This window comes from Allobosea sp. (genome assembly GCF_030694325.1).
GTDB lineage: Bacteria > Pseudomonadota > Alphaproteobacteria > Rhizobiales > Beijerinckiaceae > Allobosea.
Map to the genome: position 1 here is coordinate 1 of NZ_JAUXYO010000089.1, position 19,846 is coordinate 19,846.

The window sequence follows — 19,846 nt, forward strand, 5'->3', positions numbered from 1 at the left end:
GGCTGCGGCGCTGGGTCTCGTTCCACGGCATCTCGCTCAATGTCGAGCCGGATCTCGCCCATTTCGACGGGATCGTGCCCTGCGGTGTCAGCCGGCACGGCGTCACCTCGCTGGTCGATCTCGGGCTGCCGGTGACGATGGACGATGTCGACGTCGCGCTGCGGGCGTCGTTCGAGCGGATCTTCGGGGCGACGGTCTGAGAATCCGCGGGAGATGGGAGAAATCGACCATCCCCTGTGAGCATCCCGGCGGTTGGCGTTTGCGGCGGTCCGCGCGATAACCCGGCAACGATATGTTCGCCTGGGAGAGCGCGCCGTGCCGGTCATCGAGAGCAAGGTCGATCTGGCTTCGGCCGATGCGCGGGCCAATGCCGAAGCCTGGTCCGGCCTGCGGGGCGAGTTAATGGAGCGGCGCGCCACTGCCGCGCTCGGCGGCAACGCGCGCTCGCGCGAGCGCCATGTCGCGCGCGGCAAGCTCCTGCCGCGGGAGCGCGTGCTGCGGCTGCTCGACCCCGGCTCGCCCTTTCTCGAGATCGGTTCGCTCGCCGCCTTCGGCATGTATGAGGGCGATGTGCATGGCGCCGGCATGATCGCCGGCATCGGCCGCGTCGCTGGGCGCGAATGCGTCATCGTCTGCAACGACGCCACCATCAAGGGCGGCACCTACTATCCGATGACGGTGAAGAAGCATCTGCGGGCGCAGGAGATCGCGCGCGAGAATCGGCTGCCCTGCCTCTATCTGGTCGATTCAGGCGGAGCGAACCTGCCGCACCAGACCGAGGTCTTCCCCGATCGCGAGCATTTCGGCCGGATCTTCTACAACCAGGCGACGCTGTCGGCGGAAGGCATTCCGCAGATCGCCGTCGTCATGGGCTCCTGCACGGCGGGCGGCGCCTACGTCCCGGCGATGTCGGACGAGACCGTCATCGTGAAGAACCAGGGCACGATCTTCCTGGGCGGCCCCCCGCTGGTGAAGGCGGCCACCGGCGAGGTGGTGAGCGCCGAGGATCTCGGCGGCGCCGATGTCCATGCGCGTCTCTCGGGCGTCGCCGATCATTATGCGGGCGACGACACCCATGCGCTCGCTATTGCCCGGCGCATCGCCGGCAACCTCAACAGCGTCAAGCGGCCCGATATCGACATCGCGGAAGCCGTCGAGCCGCTCTACGATCCCGCCGAGCTCGAGGCGGTCGTGCCGACCGATCTCAAGAAGCAGTACGACATCCGCGAGGTCATCGCGCGGCTCGTCGACGGCTCGGAGTTCGACGAGTTCAAGAAGCTCTACGGGACCACGCTGGTGACCGGCTTTGCCCGCATCCACGGCATCCCCGTTGGCATCATCGGTAACAACGGCATCTTGTTCTCGGAGAGCGCGCTGAAGGGCGCGCATTTCATCGAATTGTGCTGCCAGCGGCGCATCCCGCTGCTGTTCCTGCAGAACATCACCGGCTTCATGGTCGGCCGCGACGTCGAGACCCGCGGCATCGCCAAGGATGGGGCCAAGCTCGTCACGGCGGTCGCCTCGGCGCGGGTGCCCAAGATCACCGTGCTGGTCGGCGGCTCGTTCGGCGCCGGCAATTACGGCATGTGCGGGCGGGCCTATTCACCGCGCTTCCTGTTTTCCTGGCCCAATTCCCGCGTCTCGGTGATGGGCCATGAGCAGGCTTCCAGCGTGCTGGCGACAGTGCGGCGCGACAACATCGAGGCGGACGGCAAGAGCTGGAGCGCCGAGGAGGAGGAGGCCTTCAAGAAGCCGATCCGCGACAAGATCGAGGCCGAGGGCTCGCCCTATTACGCCACGGCGCGGCTCTGGGACGACGGCATCATCCTGCCGTCAGAGACGCGCCGCGTGCTGGCGCTGGCCTTCTCGGCCTGCCTCAACGCGCCGGTGCCGGAGACGAAATTCGGCGTCTTCCGGATGTAATTCGTCATTGCGAGCGCAGCGAAGCAATCCAGGCGGCGTCGAGCGAGACACTGGATTGCTTCGCTGCGCTCGCAATGACGTTTGCGTGTGACCCGATCGTGTCCGCGCGCCGTAGATGGGCAAACCTCTCCGCTGCACGAGGCCGCCGATCATGCCGATTCCCGCCTGGCTCGAGAGCGGCATGGCCGCGCTCAAGGCCTACGCACACCACCCGGATCCCCGTGTCGCCACGGCCAATTTCTTTGCGCTGCTGGTCGCCTCCAACCAGCCCTTCTACCCGCTGTATTTCTACTGGACCGTCGGCCCCGAGATCGGCCCCACGGCCTGGACCTTCCTGTCGACGCCGTTCTTCCTGGCGGTGCCGGCGCTGTCGCGCTGGAACACGCTGATCGGGCGGGCGATGCTGCCTGTGGCCGGAATCGCCAACACGCTGCTCTCGGCCAAGGTCTTCGGCGTCGCCTCGGGCGTCGAGATCTTCCTGGTGCCCTGCGCGGTGTTGGCGCTGCTGATCTTCCGGCCGCATGAGCGCTGGATCGCGGCCTTTCCGCTCGCCGCTGTCTGCTTCCTGGCCTACGCGTTGTTCCACGGCGCTTATGGCGCGCCGTTCCATCTCTACAGCGAAGCGGAATATGCAGCGCTGCTGCGCCTCAACATGATGAGCGCGGGAGGGCTGACCGCCTTCACCGCGCTCTCCTTCTCGACCCTGCTGGCGGAAGCGGAGACCGCCGCCTCAGGCAAAACGCCGGGCGGCGGCATAGCCCACGACTGAGGCGCTGGCCGTTAGCAGCGTGCCCCAGATCATGTCGGCGACGGTGATGATCGCCGGCCAGTCGCGCAGGGTGGCGTGGTTGGTGAGGTCATAGGTGCCGTAGGCGACGAAGCCGAGTGCCGCCCCATGCAGCGCCGCGGTCGCGAGCCGCCCGGTCGCCAGGGCAGGGCGGATCGCGAAGAAGACGATGCCGCCGATATAGATCACGTAGAACAGGACGGCCGGCGCCAGCCTGAAGCCCGGCGCCAGCAGATCGCCCAGCAGTGGGCGATACATCAGATTGGCCATGGTCGAGAGCCAGACGGCATCGATGGCGAGGAAGGCGAGGGCGGCGGCGGCATAGGCCGTCAGGAGGGTTTTCAACGGGGCTCTCCGGGTTGCTGTCGGGAGGTTACGCCCTTTGGAGCCGGCGGGATCACATTCTGCGTGATCGTGAAACCGGGAGACGCGTCCCGACGTAACGGTGGACGAATCCGAAAGGAGAGGACGCCCATGAAGCTGACACCCACGCTGACCGCCCTTTGCCTGTCGATGGCCCCGGCTCTGCCGGCTTTGGCCAACAGTGCCGATCCGAGCGGCGTCTGGTTGCGCGACGACGGCAATGCGCGCGTGCGCATCGCGCCTTGCGGCAGCAATATCTGCGCGACCAATGTCTGGATCAAGGATACGAGCGGCGGCGAGGAGGTCGGCGACCGGCTGGTGCTGACGCTCAAGCCCGATGGCGCCGACAGCCTGAAGGGCGAGGCCTTCGACCCCAAGCGCAACCGCCGCTTCGCGATGACGCTGACGGTAAAGCCCGACGGTCTCTCGACGCGCGGCTGCATCGTCGGCGTGCTTTGCAAGACCGTGAACTGGACCCCGGCGGAGTAGACAGAAGCGCGCGCCCCACGTGTTGCGCGATATTTACGTTTGGATTGCGATTGTCGTGTATGAGTGACTCAGACGTGTGAGTCTCTCAGACTGGACGAGCGGTTGACTTCGTATCCTCCCGCGCCCTCGCAACCGTCGGGTCAGGTCGCCGCCGCGCTACTCCCGATCGTTCGCCGCAATTATCTCCCGGCGCTCGTCGTGAATTTCGTGTCGTCGCTCGCGGTGACGCTGTTGGCCTGGTCCGCCGGGATCGTCTGGGTGTGGTGGTGGCTGGCTTTCGTGGCGGCGGTATCGCTCCTGCGGATCGCTGTTCAATACGCCATGAGTACCGCGCAGCCTGCGAGCATAACACCCGACCGTCAGATCCTGAGCGCGGGCCTGGGCTTGTTGGCGTCGGCCAGCTGCTGGGCCGTTCTGGCCTGGCTGCTGCTGGCCGTACCCGACCCTCTGGTGCGCTACAGCGCCAGCATCGTCTTTGCCGGCATGGCGGCGGGTGCCATCGGCATTCTGGCGCCGTTCGGCTGGATCGGACCGCTCTACATCGCCCTGCTGATGGTGCCCGGCTGCATTCGCCTGATGACCCTGCCGGGCCAGGAGTCCGTGATCGGTGTCCTCGGGCTGATCTTCGCGGGCGTCATGATCGCCGGGCATCGCGCCAACCGCATCCTGTTGCTGCAGTCGGTCCAACTCGGGCAGCGCAACAACGAGCTGATGGCGGAGATCCTGGACGCCAACCAGACCCTCGAGAACAAGGTGCGCGAGCGGACAGAGACCCTCGAGCACCAGGCCTCGCACGATCTGCTGACGGGTCTTCTCAACCGCCGCGGCCTGACCGAGCAGTTCGAGCGGATCGTCGGCGGCGAGCCGATGCGGGCCTATTTCCTCGATCTGAACCGCTTCAAGCGAATCAACGACACGCTCGGCCACGAGGCCGGCGACTATGTGCTGCGGGAGGTCGCGACGCGCCTCATGACCCGCCTGCCCAAGGAGGCGATGATCGCGCGCTGGGGCGGCGACGAACTCGTGGTGGTGATGCCGGCCGCGCTCGGCGAGGCGCCAACGGAGCACGAGCTCGAAAGCCTGTTCCGTACCGCTTTCGTCTTCTACGGGCAGACGCTCGACGTCGGTGCCAGCATCGGCGTCGCCCGCAGCCCGGCCGACGGACAGAGCCTGGAGGAACTGATCTGGGCGGCCGATCTCGCGGCGGCCGAGGCCAAGCGGCAGAACTCGCCCGCGCCCCTGCGCTACGACCATTCGCTCGCCGTGGCGCTGCAGCGCCGCGAGCGCATCGCCGACGACATCGCACCGGGGCTCCGGCAGGATCAGTTCTGGCTGGCCTTCCAGCCCATCGTCGCGGCCGCGACCGGGGACCTGCACGGGTTCGAGGCGCTGCTGCGCTGGAACCACCCGACGCTGGGCACCCTGGCGCCCGACGAGTTCATCCCCATCGCGGAGGAGAGCAACCAGATCGCCATGGTCGGGGCCTGGGTGCTGGACCGGGCCTGTGCCGCGGCGGCCCGCTGGCAGGCGGGCGGCGTCCGTGCGGCCGTCGCGGTGAACTGCTCGGTCCGGCAACTCTCGCAAGCCGAGTTCGTCGACATCGTCCGTCATGCGCTGGAGCGCCATCATCTGGCGGCGAAATGGCTGCATCTCGAAGTCACCGAGTCGGTCTTCCTGCCGGCCGACGACGCACAGATCCTGGCGGTGCTGACGCAGCTCGACGCACTCGGCATCTGCCTCGCGGTCGATGATTTCGGCACGGGCTACTCGTCGCTGGCGCGGCTGCGTGATTTCCCGATGCGGCAGATCAAGATCGACAAATCCTTCATCGCCGATATCGACGGCCGCTCGCGCTCGGTGATCGAGGGCGCGGCGCTGATCGCGCGGCGCTTCGACCTGCAGATCGTGGCCGAGGGGGTGGAAACCGAGGCGCAGGCGGCGGCGCTTTTGTCGCTGGGCATTGATTCCTTCCAGGGCTATCTCGTCGGCCGCCCGGTCGAGCAGCCGCAGACCGCGGTGAACTGTCCCTGGCTCGATCCCAAGCAGGCGATCGCAGGGTAGGCGCAGCCGCCCAGGCGTTCCCGGCCGCGCACGGCGCCTGCGCGAATCGCAGTTCCCTGTATGCAGCACGCTGCTATGCTGGCGGCACCGGATTTGAAACGGTTGAACCGGCAAGAAACCAGAGGATTCGCCATGCCCGCCGCCAGCTCGCCTGCCCATGACAAGGTCGCCATCATCACCGGAGCCGGATCGGGCGTCGGGCGGGCGGTGGCGCTCGCTTTCCTAAAGGACGGCTACCGCACCGTGCTGGCCGGCCGGCGCGCCGATGCGCTGGAGGAGACGATCGCGCTGTCGGGCGTGGCCGTCGGGCGCGCGCTCGCCGTCCCGACCGACGTGACGGACAAGGCCTCGGTCCAGGCGCTCTTCGGCAAGACAAGGGAGGCTTTCGGCCGCGTCGACGTGCTGTTCAACAATGCCGGCGTCAACGCGCCCGGCGGCATCATGCTCGAGGACCTTTCGCTGGAGGACTGGCAGAAGGTCGTCGACACCAATCTGACCGGCCCGTTCCTGTGCACGCAGGAGGCCTTCAAGGCGATGCGCGACCAGGTCCCCCAGGGCGGCCGCATCATCAACAACGGCTCGATCTCGGCCCATGCGCCGCGGCCGAACTCGGTCGCCTACACCGCGACCAAGCACGCCAGCACCGGCCTGACCAAGACCGCCTCCCTCGACGGGCGCAAATACAACATCGCCGTCGGCCAGGTCGATATCGGCAATGCGCTGACCGAGATGGCCCGCAAGATGACCACGGGCGTGCCGCAGGCGGACGGCTCGATCAAGGTCGAGGCGGTGATGGATGTCGACAACGTCGCCACGACCGTGCTGCACATGGCGAGCCTGCCGCCAGAGGCCAACGTGCTGTTCGTGACGGTGATGGCGACGACCGCGCCCTTCGTCGGGCGGGGGTGAAGTCACCGCGCTCGTCGTCCCGGGCGGAGCGAAGCGCAGACCCGGGATCCATGCCGGAACAGTTCAGGCATGGATCCCGGATCGGCGCCGCTGACGCGGCTTGTCCGGGATGACGGGGAGGGTCTGATCGATGACTGAGCATCGGGACAATGCCGTGCCCGTCGCGCGAGCGGTCGCCCGCGCCTATACCCTGACGATCTGGGGCATCGCGCTCGGTATCCTCGTCTTCGCCACCGGCGTCGTCGCCTGGGCGCTGGCGGTCGGCAATGCGCAGCTCTTCAAGGACGGCGTCGACTGGGTCTATGACGTCGCGCTCTACGGAATCGCCGCCATCGTCTTCGGCCGCGACGCCCGGGCGGAGCGGCTGGCGGCGCTGGCGATCGGCGCGGTGATGGCGGTGGCCGGGCTGCACACGCTCTACGACCTCGCCGCCAAGATCATCACGCCGCGGCCGATCGAGGTCTGGGCGCTGGGTTTTTCCGCCGGCAGCGCGGTGGTGATCGCCGTGCTGATCGTCGCGGTGCTCTGGCGCTTCCGGGGCGAGGCCAACCCGGTGATCAAGGCGACCTGGCTGTCCTCGCGCAACGACGTGATCTCGACCACGGGCTTCGCCCTGCTGGGTCTCGCGGCGCGCGTCGCCCCGGTGCGCTGGCCGGAATATCTGTTCGACCTCTTCGTCGCCGGCTTATGCTTCCAGGCGAGCTGGGCGATCTGGCGGTCGCTGCGCCTGAAGCCTGCCGAGATGCCTGTGCAGAACAAGGCGGCGACAGCCCCGGCAGCCGGGCTATAAAGGCGGCCTGCCTTCCCGGGAAAGCCGCCATGTCGATCGCCGAAAAGCTGCCCTCCATCCTGATCGCCAATCGCGGCGAGATCGCCTGCCGGGTCATCCGCACCGCCAGGCGCCTGGGCCTGCGCACCATCGCCGTCCATTCCGACGCCGATGCGGAGGCGCTGTTCGTGCAGATGGCCGACGAGGCCTACCGAATCGGCCCGGCGCCGGCGCGCGAAAGCTATCTCGACGCGGCCAAGATCCTGGCGGTCGCGAAGGAAGCCGGCGCGGCCTGCATCCATCCGGGCTACGGTTTCCTCTCCGAGAATGCCGATTTCGCCGAGGCCTGCGCGCAGGCCGGCATCGTCTTCGTCGGGCCACCCGCCTCCGCCATCCGGGCGATGGGGCTGAAGGACGCCGCCAAGGCGCTGGTCGAGAAGGCCGGCGTGCCGGTGGTGCCTGGCTATCACGGGGCCGAGCAGAGCGTCGACTTCCTGGCGAAGGAGGCCGGGCGGATCGGCTATCCAGTACTGATCAAGGCGGTCGCCGGCGGCGGCGGCAAGGGCATGAAGAAGGTCGAGCGCCCGGAGGATTTCGCGGATGCGCTGACCAGCGCCCAGCGCGAGGGGCAAAGCGCCTTCGGCGACGGGCGCGTGCTGGTCGAGAAATATGTGCTCTCGCCTCGGCATGTCGAAATCCAGGTCTTCGGCGACAGCCATGGCAACGTCGTCCATCTCTTCGAGCGCGACTGCTCGCTGCAGCGCCGCCACCAGAAGGTGATCGAGGAGGCGCCGGCGCCGGGCATGACGGAGGAGGTCCGCGCCGCCATGGGCAAAGCCGCGACCGAAGCGGCGAGGGCGGTCGGCTATGTCGGGGCCGGCACGGTCGAGTTCATCGCCGACGGGCGCGACGGCCTGCGCGCCGACCGCTTCTACTTCATGGAGATGAACACCCGGCTCCAGGTCGAACACCCCGTCACCGAGGCGATCACCGGGCTCGATCTCGTCGAACTGCAATTGAAGGTCGCCGCCGGCGAGCCGCTCGGCCTCAGCCAGTCCGACGTCACCGCGACCGGCCATGCCGTCGAAGCGCGGCTTTATGCCGAGGATCCGGAAAAGGGCTTCCTGCCCTCGACCGGCAAGCTCTGGGCGCTGCAATTCCCGGAAGGCCAGGGCATCCGCATCGATACCGGCGTCGAGGCCGGCGACACCGTGACCCCGTTCTACGATCCGATGATCGCCAAGGTGATCGCGCATGGCGCGACGCGCGACGAAGCGCTGGACAGGCTGGGCGCTGCGCTGGGCGAGACGATCGTGGCGGGGCCGCGCACCAATCTGGCCTTCCTCAAGGCGCTGACGGAGGCGAAGGGATTTCGCGAGGGGCCGTTCGACACCGGCTTCATCGAGCGCAACATCACGGCCCTCGGAGCCGAGCCGCAGCCGCTCGACGCGGCGGCGGTCGCGGCGGCGGCGCTCCAGCTCGAGGAGGAGCGGGAGGTCGCGGTGGTGATGCAGGCGGCCGAGCGGGCCGATGGCGAGGCGCGCTCGCCCTGGCTCGTGGCGGACGCCTTCTCGCTGATGCCGCGCCCGGCGCTCGGGCTGCCGCTGCTGGTCGATGGCGAGCGGGTCGAGGCCCGTATCGAGTGGCATGAGGACGGCGCCCGCGTCAGCCTGCCCGGCCACGAGATCGGCGAGGGCGAGCATGAGATCGCGCTAGCGCAGGCTGAGCGCGGCACGTGGCTTGCGCTGCATCGCGGCCGGCAGACATCCGTTGCGCTGTTCGACCCGTTCAGCGTCGATCTCGACGCCGCGGCGGGTTCAGGCGGCGTCGTCAAGGCGCCGATGCATGGCAAGCTGATCGCGCTGTTCGTCTCGGCCGGGGACGTGGTGGTGAAGGGCCAGCGGCTCGCCATCGTCGAGGCGATGAAGATGGAGCATGTCCTGACGGCCCCGCGCGACGGAACCGTCAACGAGATCGGCGCGGAGCCGGGCGCGCAGGTGGCCGAGGGCGCGAAGGTCGTAGTGCTCGGCGAATAGGCGAATCTCGGGCGTCGCTTGCGGGCGTTTGTTCGCACGCTCGTTGAGGCTACGTCGTCGTTGCGAGCACAGCGAAGCAATCCAGCGTCGCGCTCGACGTCGTCCTGGATTGCTTCGCTGCGCTCGCAATGACGGTGGGCAGCCCGGCTACCCCATCCGCCCGATCACCGGGAACTGCTCGACCTCGTAGATCTGGCCCGAGACCGGCGCGCTCTCGTCGGAGAGCCAGAAGGCGGTATGCGCGGCGATCTCCTCGGGCTGCATGATGCGGCCGGTGGGGGCTTGTCGGACGGGGACATGGTTCTCCCAGCCAGGCTTCTGCCCCTCCTTCTGCTGGGTCGCGTCCTCATTGGCGGTGAAGGTCCAGCCGACATTGAGCTGGTTGAGACGGATGCGCTCCGGCCCCAGCGAATCGGCGAGGTTGCGCGTCATCGTCATCAGCGCGCCCTTCGACATGGAGTAGACGGTCAGCCTGGGCAGGCCGCACCAGGCGTTGATCGAGCCGACGGTTACGATCGCGCCGCCCGAGCCTTGGGCGCGAAAGGCCCGGGCCGCTGCCTCCGACGCAAGCAGGGGCGCGCGGACATTGACGGCGAAGACATGGTCGAAGAAGTCGGCCGTCGTGCCGGCGACCTCGCCGCGCGGGTAGATGCCGGCATTGTTGACGAGGCCGTCGATCCGCCCGAAGGCCGCGAGCGTGGCGTCGACCAGGGCCTGCGGCGTCGCGGGATCGGCGAGGTCGCCCGTCGCGGGGGCGGAGTGGGCGCCGAGTTCGCGGCAAAGGCGCTCGACCTCCTCGCGATCCCGTCCATGGATCACGACCTTCGCCCCTTCCTCGACGAGCCGCTGCGCCATGGCGCGGCCGATTCCGTTGGAGGAGCCGGTGACGAGAACGGCCTTGCCCGACAATCCGCGCATCTAATTCTCCGTATGTCCTGCGCTGCTCTGCAGCCTGCGGTCGCGCCGGCAGCATGGCGCAGCGCAGCTGTGGAGAGCAACGCCGCAGGCGCTGGCCGGGTTGCCGGCCCCGCTCTAGATTGCCGGCCATGGTTCTCCATCTCCTCAAGCTCTGCGTCGGCGCCGACTCGATCGGCGATCTCGAAGACTGGATCGATGAGCGCCTGACGCTGGAGCGGCGGCTCGGCCGCACGGCGGAGCAGATCCACACCACCCGCATGGTGCCCAAGCGCCTTGACGAACTGCTCGATGGCGGTTCGATCTACTGGGTGATCAAGGGCCAGATCAGCGCGCGGCAGAGGCTGCTGGCGGTGCGCCCCTTCACCGACGGCGACGGCATCGGCCGCTGCCATCTCGTGCTTGAGCCGGTCGTCGTGCCGCTGGAGCCGCGCCCGTGCCGGCCGTTCCAGGGCTGGCGCTACCTCACCGACAAGGACGCGCCGCGCGACATCGATGGCCGCAGCGGCGATCTCGGCGCGATGCCGGAGGCGCTGCGAAGGGAGCTGGCGGAGCTGGGGCTGCTGTAGGAAGTCCTTACGGCGGCAGGATCAACCGCATCGTCATTCCGGGCAGAGCGAAGCGGAGACCCGGAATCCATTATCGGGCTCGCCGGCGCCTTACGATGGATTCCGGAGCGGCGCCGCTTCGCGGCTTGTCCGGAATGACGGTGGGATCTGAACCAGGCGCCCGCCTTTCACACCGGGATGTTGTCGATCAGCCGCGTCGCGCCGAGCCGCGCGGCAACCAGAATCCGGATCGGTCCGTCGGCGAGCGAGGTGACGGGAGCCAGCGTGTCGGCGTGGCGGGCTTCCAGATAATCGAGTTCGAAGCCGGCCGAGATGATCTCGGTCTGGGCCTCGCCGACGGCGCGGAAGAGATCCTCGCGGTTGCGGATACGCACGGCCAGCGCCTGCATCACCCGGTGGAGGAGCGGCGCGAGAGCGCGATCCTGCGCCGTGAGATAGCGGTTGCGCGAGGACATGGCGAGGCCGTCCGCCTCGCGGAAGGTCGGCAGCGGCACGATCTCGATGCCGAGGTCGAGATCGGCCGCCATGCGGGTGACGACCTTGAGCTGCTGGTAGTCCTTCTCGCCGAAGACCGCGAGATCGGCCCGCGACTGGGTGAAGAGCTTGCAGCAGATCGTCGCGACGCCCTCGAAATGCGTCGGCCGGAAGCGGTCGTCGAGGCCCACTGCAGCCGGGCCGAGCAGCAGCACGCGGGTGGCGAAGCCGGCCGGGTACATCTCCTCGACGGCGGGGAAGAACACCGCATCGGCGCCGGCGGCGACCAGCTTGGCGCAGTCATCGTCGAAGGTGCGCGGATATTTCTTGAAGTCCTCATGCGGGGCGAACTGCGTCGGATTGACGAAGATCGTGACGATGACGCGCTTGGCCCGCCGCTGCGCTTCCTGGACGAGCGCGATATGGCCTTCATGCAGCGCGCCCATCGTCGGCACGAGGCCGACTGCCTCGCCGGCGGCATGCCAGCCGGCCACCGCCTGTCGCATGGCGGAGACGGTCTCGAAGATCGCGATCCCGGTCATGGCGCCTCTTTCGTCGATGGGCTGTGAAGTCGCGCCTGTCTTGGCGGCAGACGGGTAGCAAATGTCCCGCGAACCGCCAATATCAAGGCCATGACTGACAAGAGCGACAAGGCACTCGAGAAGCGGGCGGGCGCGGGCGTGGCAGCGGGCCGTTCGGCGCCCGGCGAGATCGACCGCTTCCTCGGGGCGGCGAAGCAGCTCGCGCCGCTGGCGACAGGGCAGGCGGGCCGCCTCGTCTTCGCGCTCGACGCCACGATGAGCCGCCAGCCGACCTGGGATCTCGCCTGCTCGCTGCAGGCGAAGATGTTCGAGGTGGCGGCGACGAGCGGCGGGCTCGCCGTCCAGCTGGTCTATTTCCGCGGGCTGGCCGAATGCCGCGCCTCGGGCTGGGTCGGCGAACCGCGCCGGTTGAACGGGCTGATGTCGGGCATTGCCTGCCAGGGCGGCCAGACGCAGATCGCCCGCGTTCTCAAGCATGTCCGGGACGAGGCGCGCAGCGTGCCGATCCGCGCCTTCGTCTTCGTCGGCGACGCGATGGAGGAGGAGGTCGATGCTCTCGCGGGCCTTGCGGGCGAACTCGGCCTGCGCGGCATCCGCGGCTTCCTGTTCCAGGAGGGGCATGACCCCGCCGCGAGCGCGGCCTTCGCCACCCTGGCGCGGCTGACCGGCGGCGCCCATGCCCGCTTCGACGGCGCCGCGCCCGATTCGCTGCTCGACCTTCTGCGCGGTGCGGCCGCCTATGCGGCCGGCGGGCGCGAGGCGATGCTGAAGCTCGCGACCGGCAGCCCGGCCGTGCGCGGGCTCCTGGGATCGATGGACGGAGGTCGGCGGTGACGCTGCTTTACGGGATCGCCGCCGTTCTGCTGATCTGGTGGCTGTCGAAGCTTTTTTCGAGCACCAACCCGAAGATGCTGGCCAAGGCGGTCAAGGGCGGCGGCGGGGTTCTGTCGCTGGGCGTCGCCGCGCTGCTGATGATGCGAGGCCGCCTCGACATGGCGATCTTCGTCGGCGGCATCGGCGCCTGGCTGCTCGGCTGGAGCGCGACCGGGCCCGGCGGCATTCGCTTTCCCTGGGGAGCGTCGTCCACCGAGACGCCCGGCGCGCGCTCGCGCGTCGCCTCCCAGCTTCTGGCGATGGAACTCGACCACGACAGCGGCGGCATGACCGGGACGGTCAGCGCCGGCCGCTTCGCCGGCCGCAGCCTCGACGACCTGTCGCTCGCCGAGATCGGCCTGCTGATGGGGGACTGCCTGGCGCAGGATCCCGAGGGCGCCCGGCTGCTAGAGGCTTATCTCGACCGCCGGTCGCCCGGCTGGCGTGAAGACGCTGATCGTCACGGCGACGCGGGGCAGGGCCGCGCGCCTGGCGCGGGCGCGATGTCGGATCAGGAGGCCTACGAGATCCTGGGGCTTCAGCCGGGGGCGGGCGAGGAGGCGATTCGACAGGCCCATCGAACCCTGATGAAGCGCATCCACCCGGATGCCGGGGGCACCAGCGGTCTTGCCGCCCGCGTCAACCAGGCCAAGGACGTCCTTCTGAAGTGAGCTGCCGGGGAAGAGGGAGGTCGTCGGGTACGACATGCCAGCGTTCCTTGTCCTTGTCGGTCAGCCGCGGGTGGCGAAGCAGGCGAAGCCGTCGCGCTTCAGCCGGGCGCAGGCGTTCTGGGCGTCCTTGGAGTCGTCGAAACCGGCGAAGCGGGCCCGGAAGAGGGTGGATCCGCCCTTCTCGACCTTCTCGGTCACGGCCGTGACCTCGGCCAGCGGGCCGGCGGCCTTGGCGCGTGCGCGGGCCAGGATCTCGCGGGCCTTCGCCTCGTCATCGGTGGCGCCGAGCTGGATCAGCCATTTGCCGGTCGCGACCGCAGGGCGAGCCTCGGCGGTCCGGACGGGCTCGGGCGCCTTTTCTGCGGTCTTGGCGACGGCGGTCACGCCGACCTCGTGAGCCTTCTCCGCGGGAGCAGGGATGGCCGCGAGCTTCGGGGCCGGTCCTTCCGCGGGCTCGGCGACCTTGGCGATCGAAGAGGTGACGTCGACATTGGCCGGCGGGCGCAGGACCTTGCCGTCGGCGGCCGGCGCGCCGATCGACCAGCGCATCGCCGGCGGCGTGGTGGTGGCGGCGACCGGGCGCATCCCCGAAATCTGCAGCGGCTGACGGACGCCTGCGGTCAGCGGGCGTGGCGGCGCCACGGGAGTCGTGGTCGGAACGGGGGCATAGGCGCGCGCGGCGACCGGGAGCGGGGCAGGCGCTTCCGCTTCGACGCGAGGGCGCGGCGTCGGCAGCGGCGCGGCGTCGAGGGCGGCCGCAACCACGGGGGCCGCAGGACGCTGACGCTCAGGCGCGCGCTCCTGGGGGCGCTCCTGGGGACGCGGCTCGGGCTCGGGCGCTTCCGCGACGAGCGTCGAGGCGCGGCCGCTGGTCGCAGCTTTGGGGAGGGTCGCGACGACGAGATCGGCCATGATCTTGTCGCGCGAGGCGCCGGAGCGCCCGCCGAGCACGACGGAGACGACATGGCGGCCATCGGCCTTGGCCGAGGTCATTAGGTTGAAGCCGGAAAGGCGGGTGTAGCCGGTCTTGATTCCGTCCACGCCCTCGATGCGGCCGAGCAGCTTGTTGTGGTTGCGATAGGCGCCGCCGGCATAGTTGAACACCCGCGTCGAAAACATCGGGTAGTAGCGCGGAAAGCGCTCTTGGATCGCGCGGGCGAGGATGGTGAGGTCGCGCGCCGTCGTCATGTTCGGCGGGCTGTGGGGCAGGCCGTGCGGGTTGTAGAAGGTCGTCCGGGCCATGCCGAGCGCGCGGGCACGGGCCGTCATCATGCGGGCGAACTCGTCCTCGGATCCGCCGACATTCTCCGCCACCGTCATCGCCACGTCGTTGGCCGACTTGGTGATCAGGGCGAGGATCGCGTCGCGGACCGAGATCGTCTCACCGGGCTTGAAGCCGATCTTGGAGGGCTCCTGACGGGCGGCATGGGCCGAAACCGTCAGCTCCGAATTCATGCCGAAGCGGCCGCGCTCCATCTGCTCGAACAGCACATAGAGGGTCATGACCTTGGTGATGGAGGCCGGGATGCGGGGGGCGTCCTCGTTGACCGCGTGCAGGGTGCGGCCGGTGCGCGCATCGACGACCATCGCCGCATAAGGAGGAGCATAGCCGCCGCCGGCAGGGCGCTTCTTCTTGCGCGCCGCCTCGGCGGGAGTGGCGACGGCCGCAACCGCGACCGCGACGATGCCGATCATTGCCACCAGCGCACGCGAACGCACGCGTCGGGACCCAACGCAACTGAAAGCCATGCAACCCGCCTCAACCGGAACTCTCGTTCCCCACAGCCGGCGTCACGCGACGTGGCATATGGGATACAGTTGAGGAGGTTAGGAGCGTGCGGTTACGGGTCCGTTAAAATGCCGGCTATTTCACCACCGCGTCGAGCGACGCCGGGATGCAGCCCGTGCAATGCAGCACGACCTTGACATTCATGTTGCGGTGCACAATATGAGGGCGGTCCCGGTGGTGAACCCTTTTTCATCTGACCCAGGGGCGACAGACCCGGGCCCTTGTGGCTCGTCAGCAAGAGGCGGCATGCGTGCCGAGGGAAGAAACATGATCCAGCAGTTCGAAACCATCCAGAAGGCCTCCAAAGAGAACGTCGACGCCGCCCTGAAGGCTTTCGGCGCCACCTCCAAGGGCGTGCAGACGCTCGCCGTCGAGGCCACCGACTACGCCAAGAAGTCCTTCGAGACCGGCACCGCCACGCTCGAGAAGCTGGCAGGCGTCAAGACCCTGGACAAGGCCATCGAGATCCAGACCGACTACGTCAAGACCGCCTTCGAGGGCGCCGTCGCCCAGATGACCAAGATGGGCGAGCTCTACGCCTCGATCGCCAAGGACGCCTACAAGCCGTTCGAGGGCATCGTCGCCAAGGCCGTCCCGGCCACCAAGTGAGCTGACGCCGTGCCGCCCGCAAGGGTGGCGCCGGTTCGCTGACACGCTATTGAACCCGGCCGCGAGGCCGGGTTTTTGCGTTTGCGGACGGCCGCGTCTGCTGCGGTGCAGCAGGGAACCGGCTCTTTGAACCGATTGAAAACTGCCGCGAGGAAGCGCATGTCTTGCCCGTCGCCGCGCGCGCCGCGGCCTGCAAGCCAGTGGTTCCTCCGATGCTCGACAAAGCGATCCCGCCGCGTACCCTCAGGCTGAACGCCAGCGACAATGTCGCCGTCGCGGTCGATCCGATCGACATCGGCGTGAGTGCGGCCGGGGTGACGGCATTGAAGCGCATTCCGCGCGGGCACAAGCTGGCGTTGAGCGTCATCGCGACCGGCGAGCCGATCCGGAAATTCGGCCAGATCATCGGCTTCGCCACGGTCGACATTCCGCCCGGCGAATGGGTGCACGAGCACAACACCGGCTTCCATGCCTTCGAGCGCGACTATGCCTATTGCGCCGAGGCGAAGCCCGAATTCGTGCTGCCGGTCGAACAGCAGGCGACCTTCCAGGGTTTCCGCCGCGCGAATGGCAAGGCCGGCACGCGCAATTACGTGGGCATCCTGACCTCGGTGAACTGCTCGGCCTCGGCGGCGCGCTTCATGGCCGAGGAGGTCAAGCGCTCGGGCCTGCTCGCCGATTATCCGAATGTCGACGGCGTCATCGCGCTGACCCACGGCACGGGCTGCGGCATCGACTACAATGGCGAGAGCTTCGAGGTACTGAAGCGCACCACCTGGGGCTATGCCTGCAATCCCAACATGGCGGCCGTCCTCGTCGTCGGGCTGGGCTGCGAGGGCTTCCAGATCAAGCGCATGAAGGACGCCTATGGCGTCGAGGAGAGCGATGTCTTCCGCACGCTGACGATCCAGGAGACCGGCGGCACCCGCAAGGCGGTGGCAGCGGGAATCGAGGCGCTCCAGGTGATGCTGCCGATCGCGAACCGGGCGCGGCGCGAAACCGTGCCGGCGTCGGAGCTGATGCTCGCTCTGCAATGCGGCGGCTCGGACGGCTATTCCGGCATCACCGCCAATCCGGCGCTGGGCAAGGCCGTCGACATCCTGGTCGAGCATGGCGGCACGGCCATCCTGTCCGAAACCCCCGAGATCTACGGCGCCGAGCATCTGCTGACGCGCCGGGCCGCCACGCGCGAGGTCGGCGAGAAACTCGTCGGCATCATCAAATGGTGGGAGGACTATACCGCCCGCGCCCGTATGGACATGAACAACAACCCCTCGCCGGGCAACAAGGCGGGCGGGCTGACGACCATCCTGGAAAAGTCGCTGGGCGCCGCGGCCAAGGGCGGCACCAAGACGCTCGCCGCCGTCTACAACTATGCGGAGCCGGTGCGCGCCAAGGGCTTCGTCTATATGGACACGCCCGGCTACGACCCCGTTTCGGCGACGGGACAGGTCGCGGGCGGGGCGAACATCCTCGCCTTCACCACCGGGCGCGGCTCCGCCTATGGCTGCAAGCCGACGCCTTCGATCAAGCTCGCCACCAACACGCCGATGTATCTCAAGCAGACCGACGACATGGACATCAATTGCGGCGATGTCCTCGATGGCGTGACGCTGGAGGAGAAGGGCCGGGAGATCTTCGACTATCTGCTGAAGGTCGCCTCGGGCGAGAAGTCCAAATCCGAAGAGATGGGCTATGGCGACGCGGAGTTCGTGCCCTGGCAGATCGGCGCGACGATGTGAGGAGCGGAGGAGCGGAGAAACGGCGATCCGGATCAAAGCGGTCAGGCAGCATCGCGGGCCTCGGAACTTCCGAGGCGCGCGAGCGTTGGTCTCGACTGTTTCGTGAAAGGGATGCCATGATCCGACAGCTGTTCGCCGCTTCCGTCGTCGCCGCTTTGATGGGAGTTGCCGCTCCCGCGGCTGCCCTGCCGCTCTCTGCGCCCGCCTCGACGAATCTGCTGCCGATCGCGCCGGCGCCGCTGGCCGAAACCGTGCAATATCGCGGCAATGAACGTTATCGCGGGCCGGGGCCTGGCGTGCGTCGCTACGGTCCGCCGCGTCATCGCTATGCGCCGGGCCAGCGTTTCCGCGCGCCGCCGCCCGGCTATCGCCGCTATGGCGCCCGTCCGGGCAATTGGCGGACCCGGGGCTGCGTCACGGTCGGGGCGATCTGGTTCTGCCCGTGACCATCCGTCCTTGACCGTCGAGCCGGGCCGAGCGCCCGGCTCTTTTTTTGCGCCTCGCTTGAACCGGTTCGGTATCGGGAACGATTAAGATGGCAAGCCTGCGCAGTCCCGCGTGGGTGCCTCGTTGCCTCCCGGATCCTCATGAAGACCCTGCTTCTCGTCACCGTCCCGCGCGTGCTGCTCGGGCTGCTTTTCCTCGTCTCCGCCGTCGACGGCTTCTGGTGGCTGGCCACCGGCAGCCATCTGATCCACCCGCCGACCAGCGCGCGCGGCGTCGCCTTCGAGGAGGCCCTGCAGGCCTCAGGCTTTGTCTGGCCGCTCTTGAAGACGGTCAACCTCGTCGGCGCGCTCAGCCTGCTGACCAATATCGCCCCGGCGCTCGGGCTCGCGCTGATCGCGCCGGTGATGGCGGTGATCGTGCTGTTCCACCTGGTCATCAACCCGCAGGGCCTTCCCGTCGCGGTGATCCTGGTGGTGCTGGGCTCGCTGCTGGTCTGGGCCTATCGCGATCGCTATGCAGCGCTGCTGCGGTGATGCTTAGCGAGACGCCGCTCCCCGTCATTGCGAGCGAAGCGAAGCCATCCAGAGCCGCGCGCTCGAACTCCCTCTGGATTGCTTCGTCGCTGCGCTCCTCGCAATGACGCGGGCTAGAGCGTAAAGCCGCGCAATCGCTCGCTCAGCGTGCCGATCTGGTCCGCGGCGACATTGGCGATGGCGATGCGCAGATGCCGCTCCTGGCCCGGTCCGAAATAGGGTCCGGGCAAAGCGAGCACGCCGCGATCCTGTACCAGTGCACGGACCACCTCGGCCGCCGGTACTTCCGGGAACGGGTGCGCGACATAGGCAAAATAGGCGCCCGCGGCGAGCACGCGCCAGTCGTTGAGCGGCGCCATCGCCTCGCGGAAGAGCGCGGCGCGGGCGTTGATCTGCGCGCGGTTGGCCTCGCGCCAGTCGCGGATGCCATCGATGCCCCAGGTCACGGCCGCTTGGCCGGCGCGCACGGGGCTGATCTGGACGCAGTCGAGCACCTTGGCGATCTGCGCCATCACCGGCTCGCCGGCCGTGATCGCGCCCAGGCGCCAGCCCGGCACGGCATAGGCCTTGGAAAAGCTGTAGAGGCCGATCACCGAGTCCTGCCAGGGCGTTGCGGCGAAGACTTCATGCGGTGCGGCAGCGCCTGCGGGGAGGAAATCGCGGTAGGTCTCGTCGAGCACCAGCCAGAGCCCGCGCCGCGCGCAGAGCTCTGCGAAGGCGGCGATCGTGGCGGGCGGATAGATCGCGCCCGTCGGATTGTTCGGCGTGACCAGCACGACGGCGCGCGTGCCGGCTTCGATCAGCGCCTCGGCTGCGGCGACATCCGGGACGAAGCCGGCAGCGGGATCGCAGGGCAATGGACGCGCCTCGATGCCGAGCATGCGCAGCGTCATCTCGTGGTTGAAGTACCAGGGCGTCGGCAGCAGCACGTTCTGGCCGGCCCGGGCCACCGCCATCATGGTCATGACGAAGGCCTGGTTGCAGCCCGAGGTGATGGCGACTTCGCCCGGCCTGAAGGACGCGCCGTAGACCCGGCCGATCTCGGCCGCATAGGCCTCGCGCAGGGCCATGTCGCCGGTGATCGGGCCGTAGCGCGTGGCGTCGGGCGAGGCTGCGGCCTGCGCCAGCCGCTCCAGCAGCGCGGCCGGCGGCGGCGATCCGGGCACCGCCTGCGAGAGGTCGACCAGAGGGCCGCTGCGCCCGTCATAGGCGCGCGCCCAGGCTTGCGCCTGCGGGATCGGCGGCGTCGCGGTTTCGAGAAGGTCGGGGTTCAGGGCGGCGTGAGACGGGGCAAGCATGGTCCGCAGCTTTGGGACGCAGGTGGGCCTTCGTCAATCGCACCAAC

Annotated in this window: 20 protein-coding genes; 15 read left to right on the plus strand and 5 right to left on the minus strand. The window is 68.5% G+C overall.

The window, feature by feature from the left end; translation table 11 throughout:
* From Q8M82_RS05345 to Q8M82_RS05355, 3 genes are all read left to right on the plus strand, one after another.
* A partial coding sequence (locus tag Q8M82_RS05345) for a lipoyl protein ligase domain-containing protein (protein ID WP_465248071.1) occupies positions 1 to 200 on the plus strand: 200 nt, incomplete at its 5' end.
* A 115-nt stretch (positions 201 to 315) separates the two neighbouring features.
* Positions 316 to 1,923 (plus strand): carboxyl transferase domain-containing protein, encoded by a 1,608-nt coding sequence (locus tag Q8M82_RS05350; RefSeq protein ID WP_305690343.1) that lies wholly within the window; start codon positions 316 to 318, stop codon positions 1,921 to 1,923.
* Positions 1,924 to 2,074: 151 nt separating this feature from the next.
* The gene (locus Q8M82_RS05355; RefSeq protein WP_305690344.1) at positions 2,075 to 2,692 is read left to right on the plus strand and encodes a hypothetical protein; all 618 of its coding nucleotides are present in this window, start codon (positions 2,075 to 2,077) and stop codon (positions 2,690 to 2,692) included.
* On the opposite strand, the gene Q8M82_RS05360 is transcribed toward Q8M82_RS05355, so the two are convergent.
* Positions 2,654 to 3,055, minus strand: a complete 402-nt coding sequence (locus Q8M82_RS05360; protein WP_305690345.1) for a DUF2177 family protein — start codon at positions 3,053 to 3,055, stop codon at positions 2,654 to 2,656. The two genes, Q8M82_RS05355 and Q8M82_RS05360, sit on opposite strands and share 39 nt — an antisense overlap.
* Before the next feature lie 129 nt (positions 3,056 to 3,184).
* Between Q8M82_RS05360 and Q8M82_RS05365 the strand changes: the two genes are divergently transcribed.
* The 5 genes from Q8M82_RS05365 to Q8M82_RS05385 all read left to right on the plus strand — a co-directional run bounded on the left by Q8M82_RS05365 (position 3,185) and on the right by Q8M82_RS05385 (position 9,337).
* The gene (locus tag Q8M82_RS05365; RefSeq protein WP_305690346.1) at positions 3,185 to 3,562 is read left to right on the plus strand and encodes a DUF2147 domain-containing protein; all 378 of its coding nucleotides are present in this window, start codon (positions 3,185 to 3,187) and stop codon (positions 3,560 to 3,562) included.
* A 198-nt stretch (positions 3,563 to 3,760) separates the two neighbouring features.
* A complete protein-coding gene (locus Q8M82_RS05370; RefSeq protein ID WP_305690347.1) occupies positions 3,761 to 5,623 on the plus strand; it encodes a putative bifunctional diguanylate cyclase/phosphodiesterase in 1,863 nt (620 codons plus the stop codon).
* A gap of 132 nt (positions 5,624 to 5,755) precedes the next feature.
* Positions 5,756 to 6,532, plus strand: a complete 777-nt coding sequence (locus tag Q8M82_RS05375; RefSeq protein ID WP_305690348.1) for an SDR family oxidoreductase — start codon at positions 5,756 to 5,758, stop codon at positions 6,530 to 6,532.
* Between the two features lie 130 nt (positions 6,533 to 6,662).
* Positions 6,663 to 7,322 carry a cation efflux transmembrane domain-containing protein gene (locus Q8M82_RS05380; protein WP_305690349.1) on the plus strand — a complete coding sequence of 220 codons (660 nt, stop codon included), beginning with the start codon at positions 6,663 to 6,665 and terminating at the stop codon, positions 7,320 to 7,322.
* A gap of 29 nt (positions 7,323 to 7,351) precedes the next feature.
* Positions 7,352 to 9,337: an acetyl-CoA carboxylase biotin carboxylase subunit gene (locus Q8M82_RS05385; RefSeq protein ID WP_305690350.1), complete on the plus strand. Its 1,986-nt coding sequence runs from the start codon at positions 7,352 to 7,354 to the stop codon at positions 9,335 to 9,337.
* 147 nt (positions 9,338 to 9,484) lie between these two features.
* Here Q8M82_RS05385 and Q8M82_RS05390 read toward each other — a convergent pair whose 3' ends face one another.
* Complete coding sequence (locus Q8M82_RS05390) at positions 9,485 to 10,255, minus strand: SDR family NAD(P)-dependent oxidoreductase (RefSeq protein ID WP_305690351.1); 771 nt, start codon at positions 10,253 to 10,255, stop codon at positions 9,485 to 9,487.
* 128 nt (positions 10,256 to 10,383) lie between these two features.
* On the opposite strand from Q8M82_RS05390, the gene Q8M82_RS05395 reads away from it, so the two are divergent.
* A complete protein-coding gene (locus Q8M82_RS05395; protein ID WP_305690352.1) occupies positions 10,384 to 10,821 on the plus strand; it encodes a DUF1489 family protein in 438 nt (145 codons plus the stop codon).
* 167 nt (positions 10,822 to 10,988) lie between these two features.
* Here Q8M82_RS05395 and panC read toward each other — a convergent pair whose 3' ends face one another.
* Complete coding sequence (gene panC, locus Q8M82_RS05400) at positions 10,989 to 11,837, minus strand: pantoate--beta-alanine ligase (protein ID WP_305690353.1); 849 nt, start codon at positions 11,835 to 11,837, stop codon at positions 10,989 to 10,991.
* A 90-nt stretch (positions 11,838 to 11,927) separates the two neighbouring features.
* Here panC and Q8M82_RS05405 point away from each other — a divergent pair, with 90 nt between their 5' ends.
* Together Q8M82_RS05405 and Q8M82_RS05410 are read left to right on the plus strand one after the other, a co-directional pair.
* Entirely contained in the window at positions 11,928 to 12,671 is a 744-nt protein-coding gene (locus Q8M82_RS05405; RefSeq protein ID WP_305690354.1) for a VWA domain-containing protein, read from the plus strand.
* Positions 12,668 to 13,381: a DnaJ domain-containing protein gene (locus Q8M82_RS05410; RefSeq protein WP_305690355.1), complete on the plus strand. Its 714-nt coding sequence runs from the start codon at positions 12,668 to 12,670 to the stop codon at positions 13,379 to 13,381. Before Q8M82_RS05405 ends, Q8M82_RS05410 begins: the two co-directional genes overlap by 4 nt.
* A 60-nt stretch (positions 13,382 to 13,441) precedes the next feature.
* Here the strand turns inward: Q8M82_RS05410 and Q8M82_RS05415 are convergent, their stop codons facing one another.
* Entirely contained in the window at positions 13,442 to 15,100 is a 1,659-nt protein-coding gene (locus tag Q8M82_RS05415; RefSeq protein WP_371126241.1) for an SPOR domain-containing protein, read from the minus strand.
* Positions 15,101 to 15,437: 337 nt separating this feature from the next.
* On the opposite strand from Q8M82_RS05415, the gene Q8M82_RS05420 reads away from it, so the two are divergent.
* The 4 genes from Q8M82_RS05420 (at position 15,438) to Q8M82_RS05435 (ending at position 18,501) form a co-directional block, all read left to right on the plus strand.
* Positions 15,438 to 15,779, plus strand: coding sequence for a phasin family protein (locus Q8M82_RS05420; RefSeq protein WP_069055484.1), 342 nt, complete (start codon positions 15,438 to 15,440; stop codon positions 15,777 to 15,779).
* 212 nt (positions 15,780 to 15,991) lie between these two features.
* Entirely contained in the window at positions 15,992 to 17,521 is a 1,530-nt protein-coding gene (locus Q8M82_RS05425) for a UxaA family hydrolase (RefSeq protein WP_305690356.1), read from the plus strand.
* A 116-nt stretch (positions 17,522 to 17,637) separates the two neighbouring features.
* The gene (locus Q8M82_RS05430; protein WP_305690357.1) at positions 17,638 to 17,967 is read left to right on the plus strand and encodes a hypothetical protein; all 330 of its coding nucleotides are present in this window, start codon (positions 17,638 to 17,640) and stop codon (positions 17,965 to 17,967) included.
* Positions 17,968 to 18,108: 141 nt separating this feature from the next.
* Entirely contained in the window at positions 18,109 to 18,501 is a 393-nt protein-coding gene (locus Q8M82_RS05435) for a hypothetical protein (protein WP_305690358.1), read from the plus strand.
* Positions 18,502 to 18,614: 113 nt separating this feature from the next.
* Here the strand turns inward: Q8M82_RS05435 and Q8M82_RS05440 are convergent, their stop codons facing one another.
* Entirely contained in the window at positions 18,615 to 19,799 is a 1,185-nt protein-coding gene (locus Q8M82_RS05440) for an aminotransferase (protein WP_305690359.1), read from the minus strand.
* Positions 19,800 to 19,846: the final 47 nt, after the last annotated feature.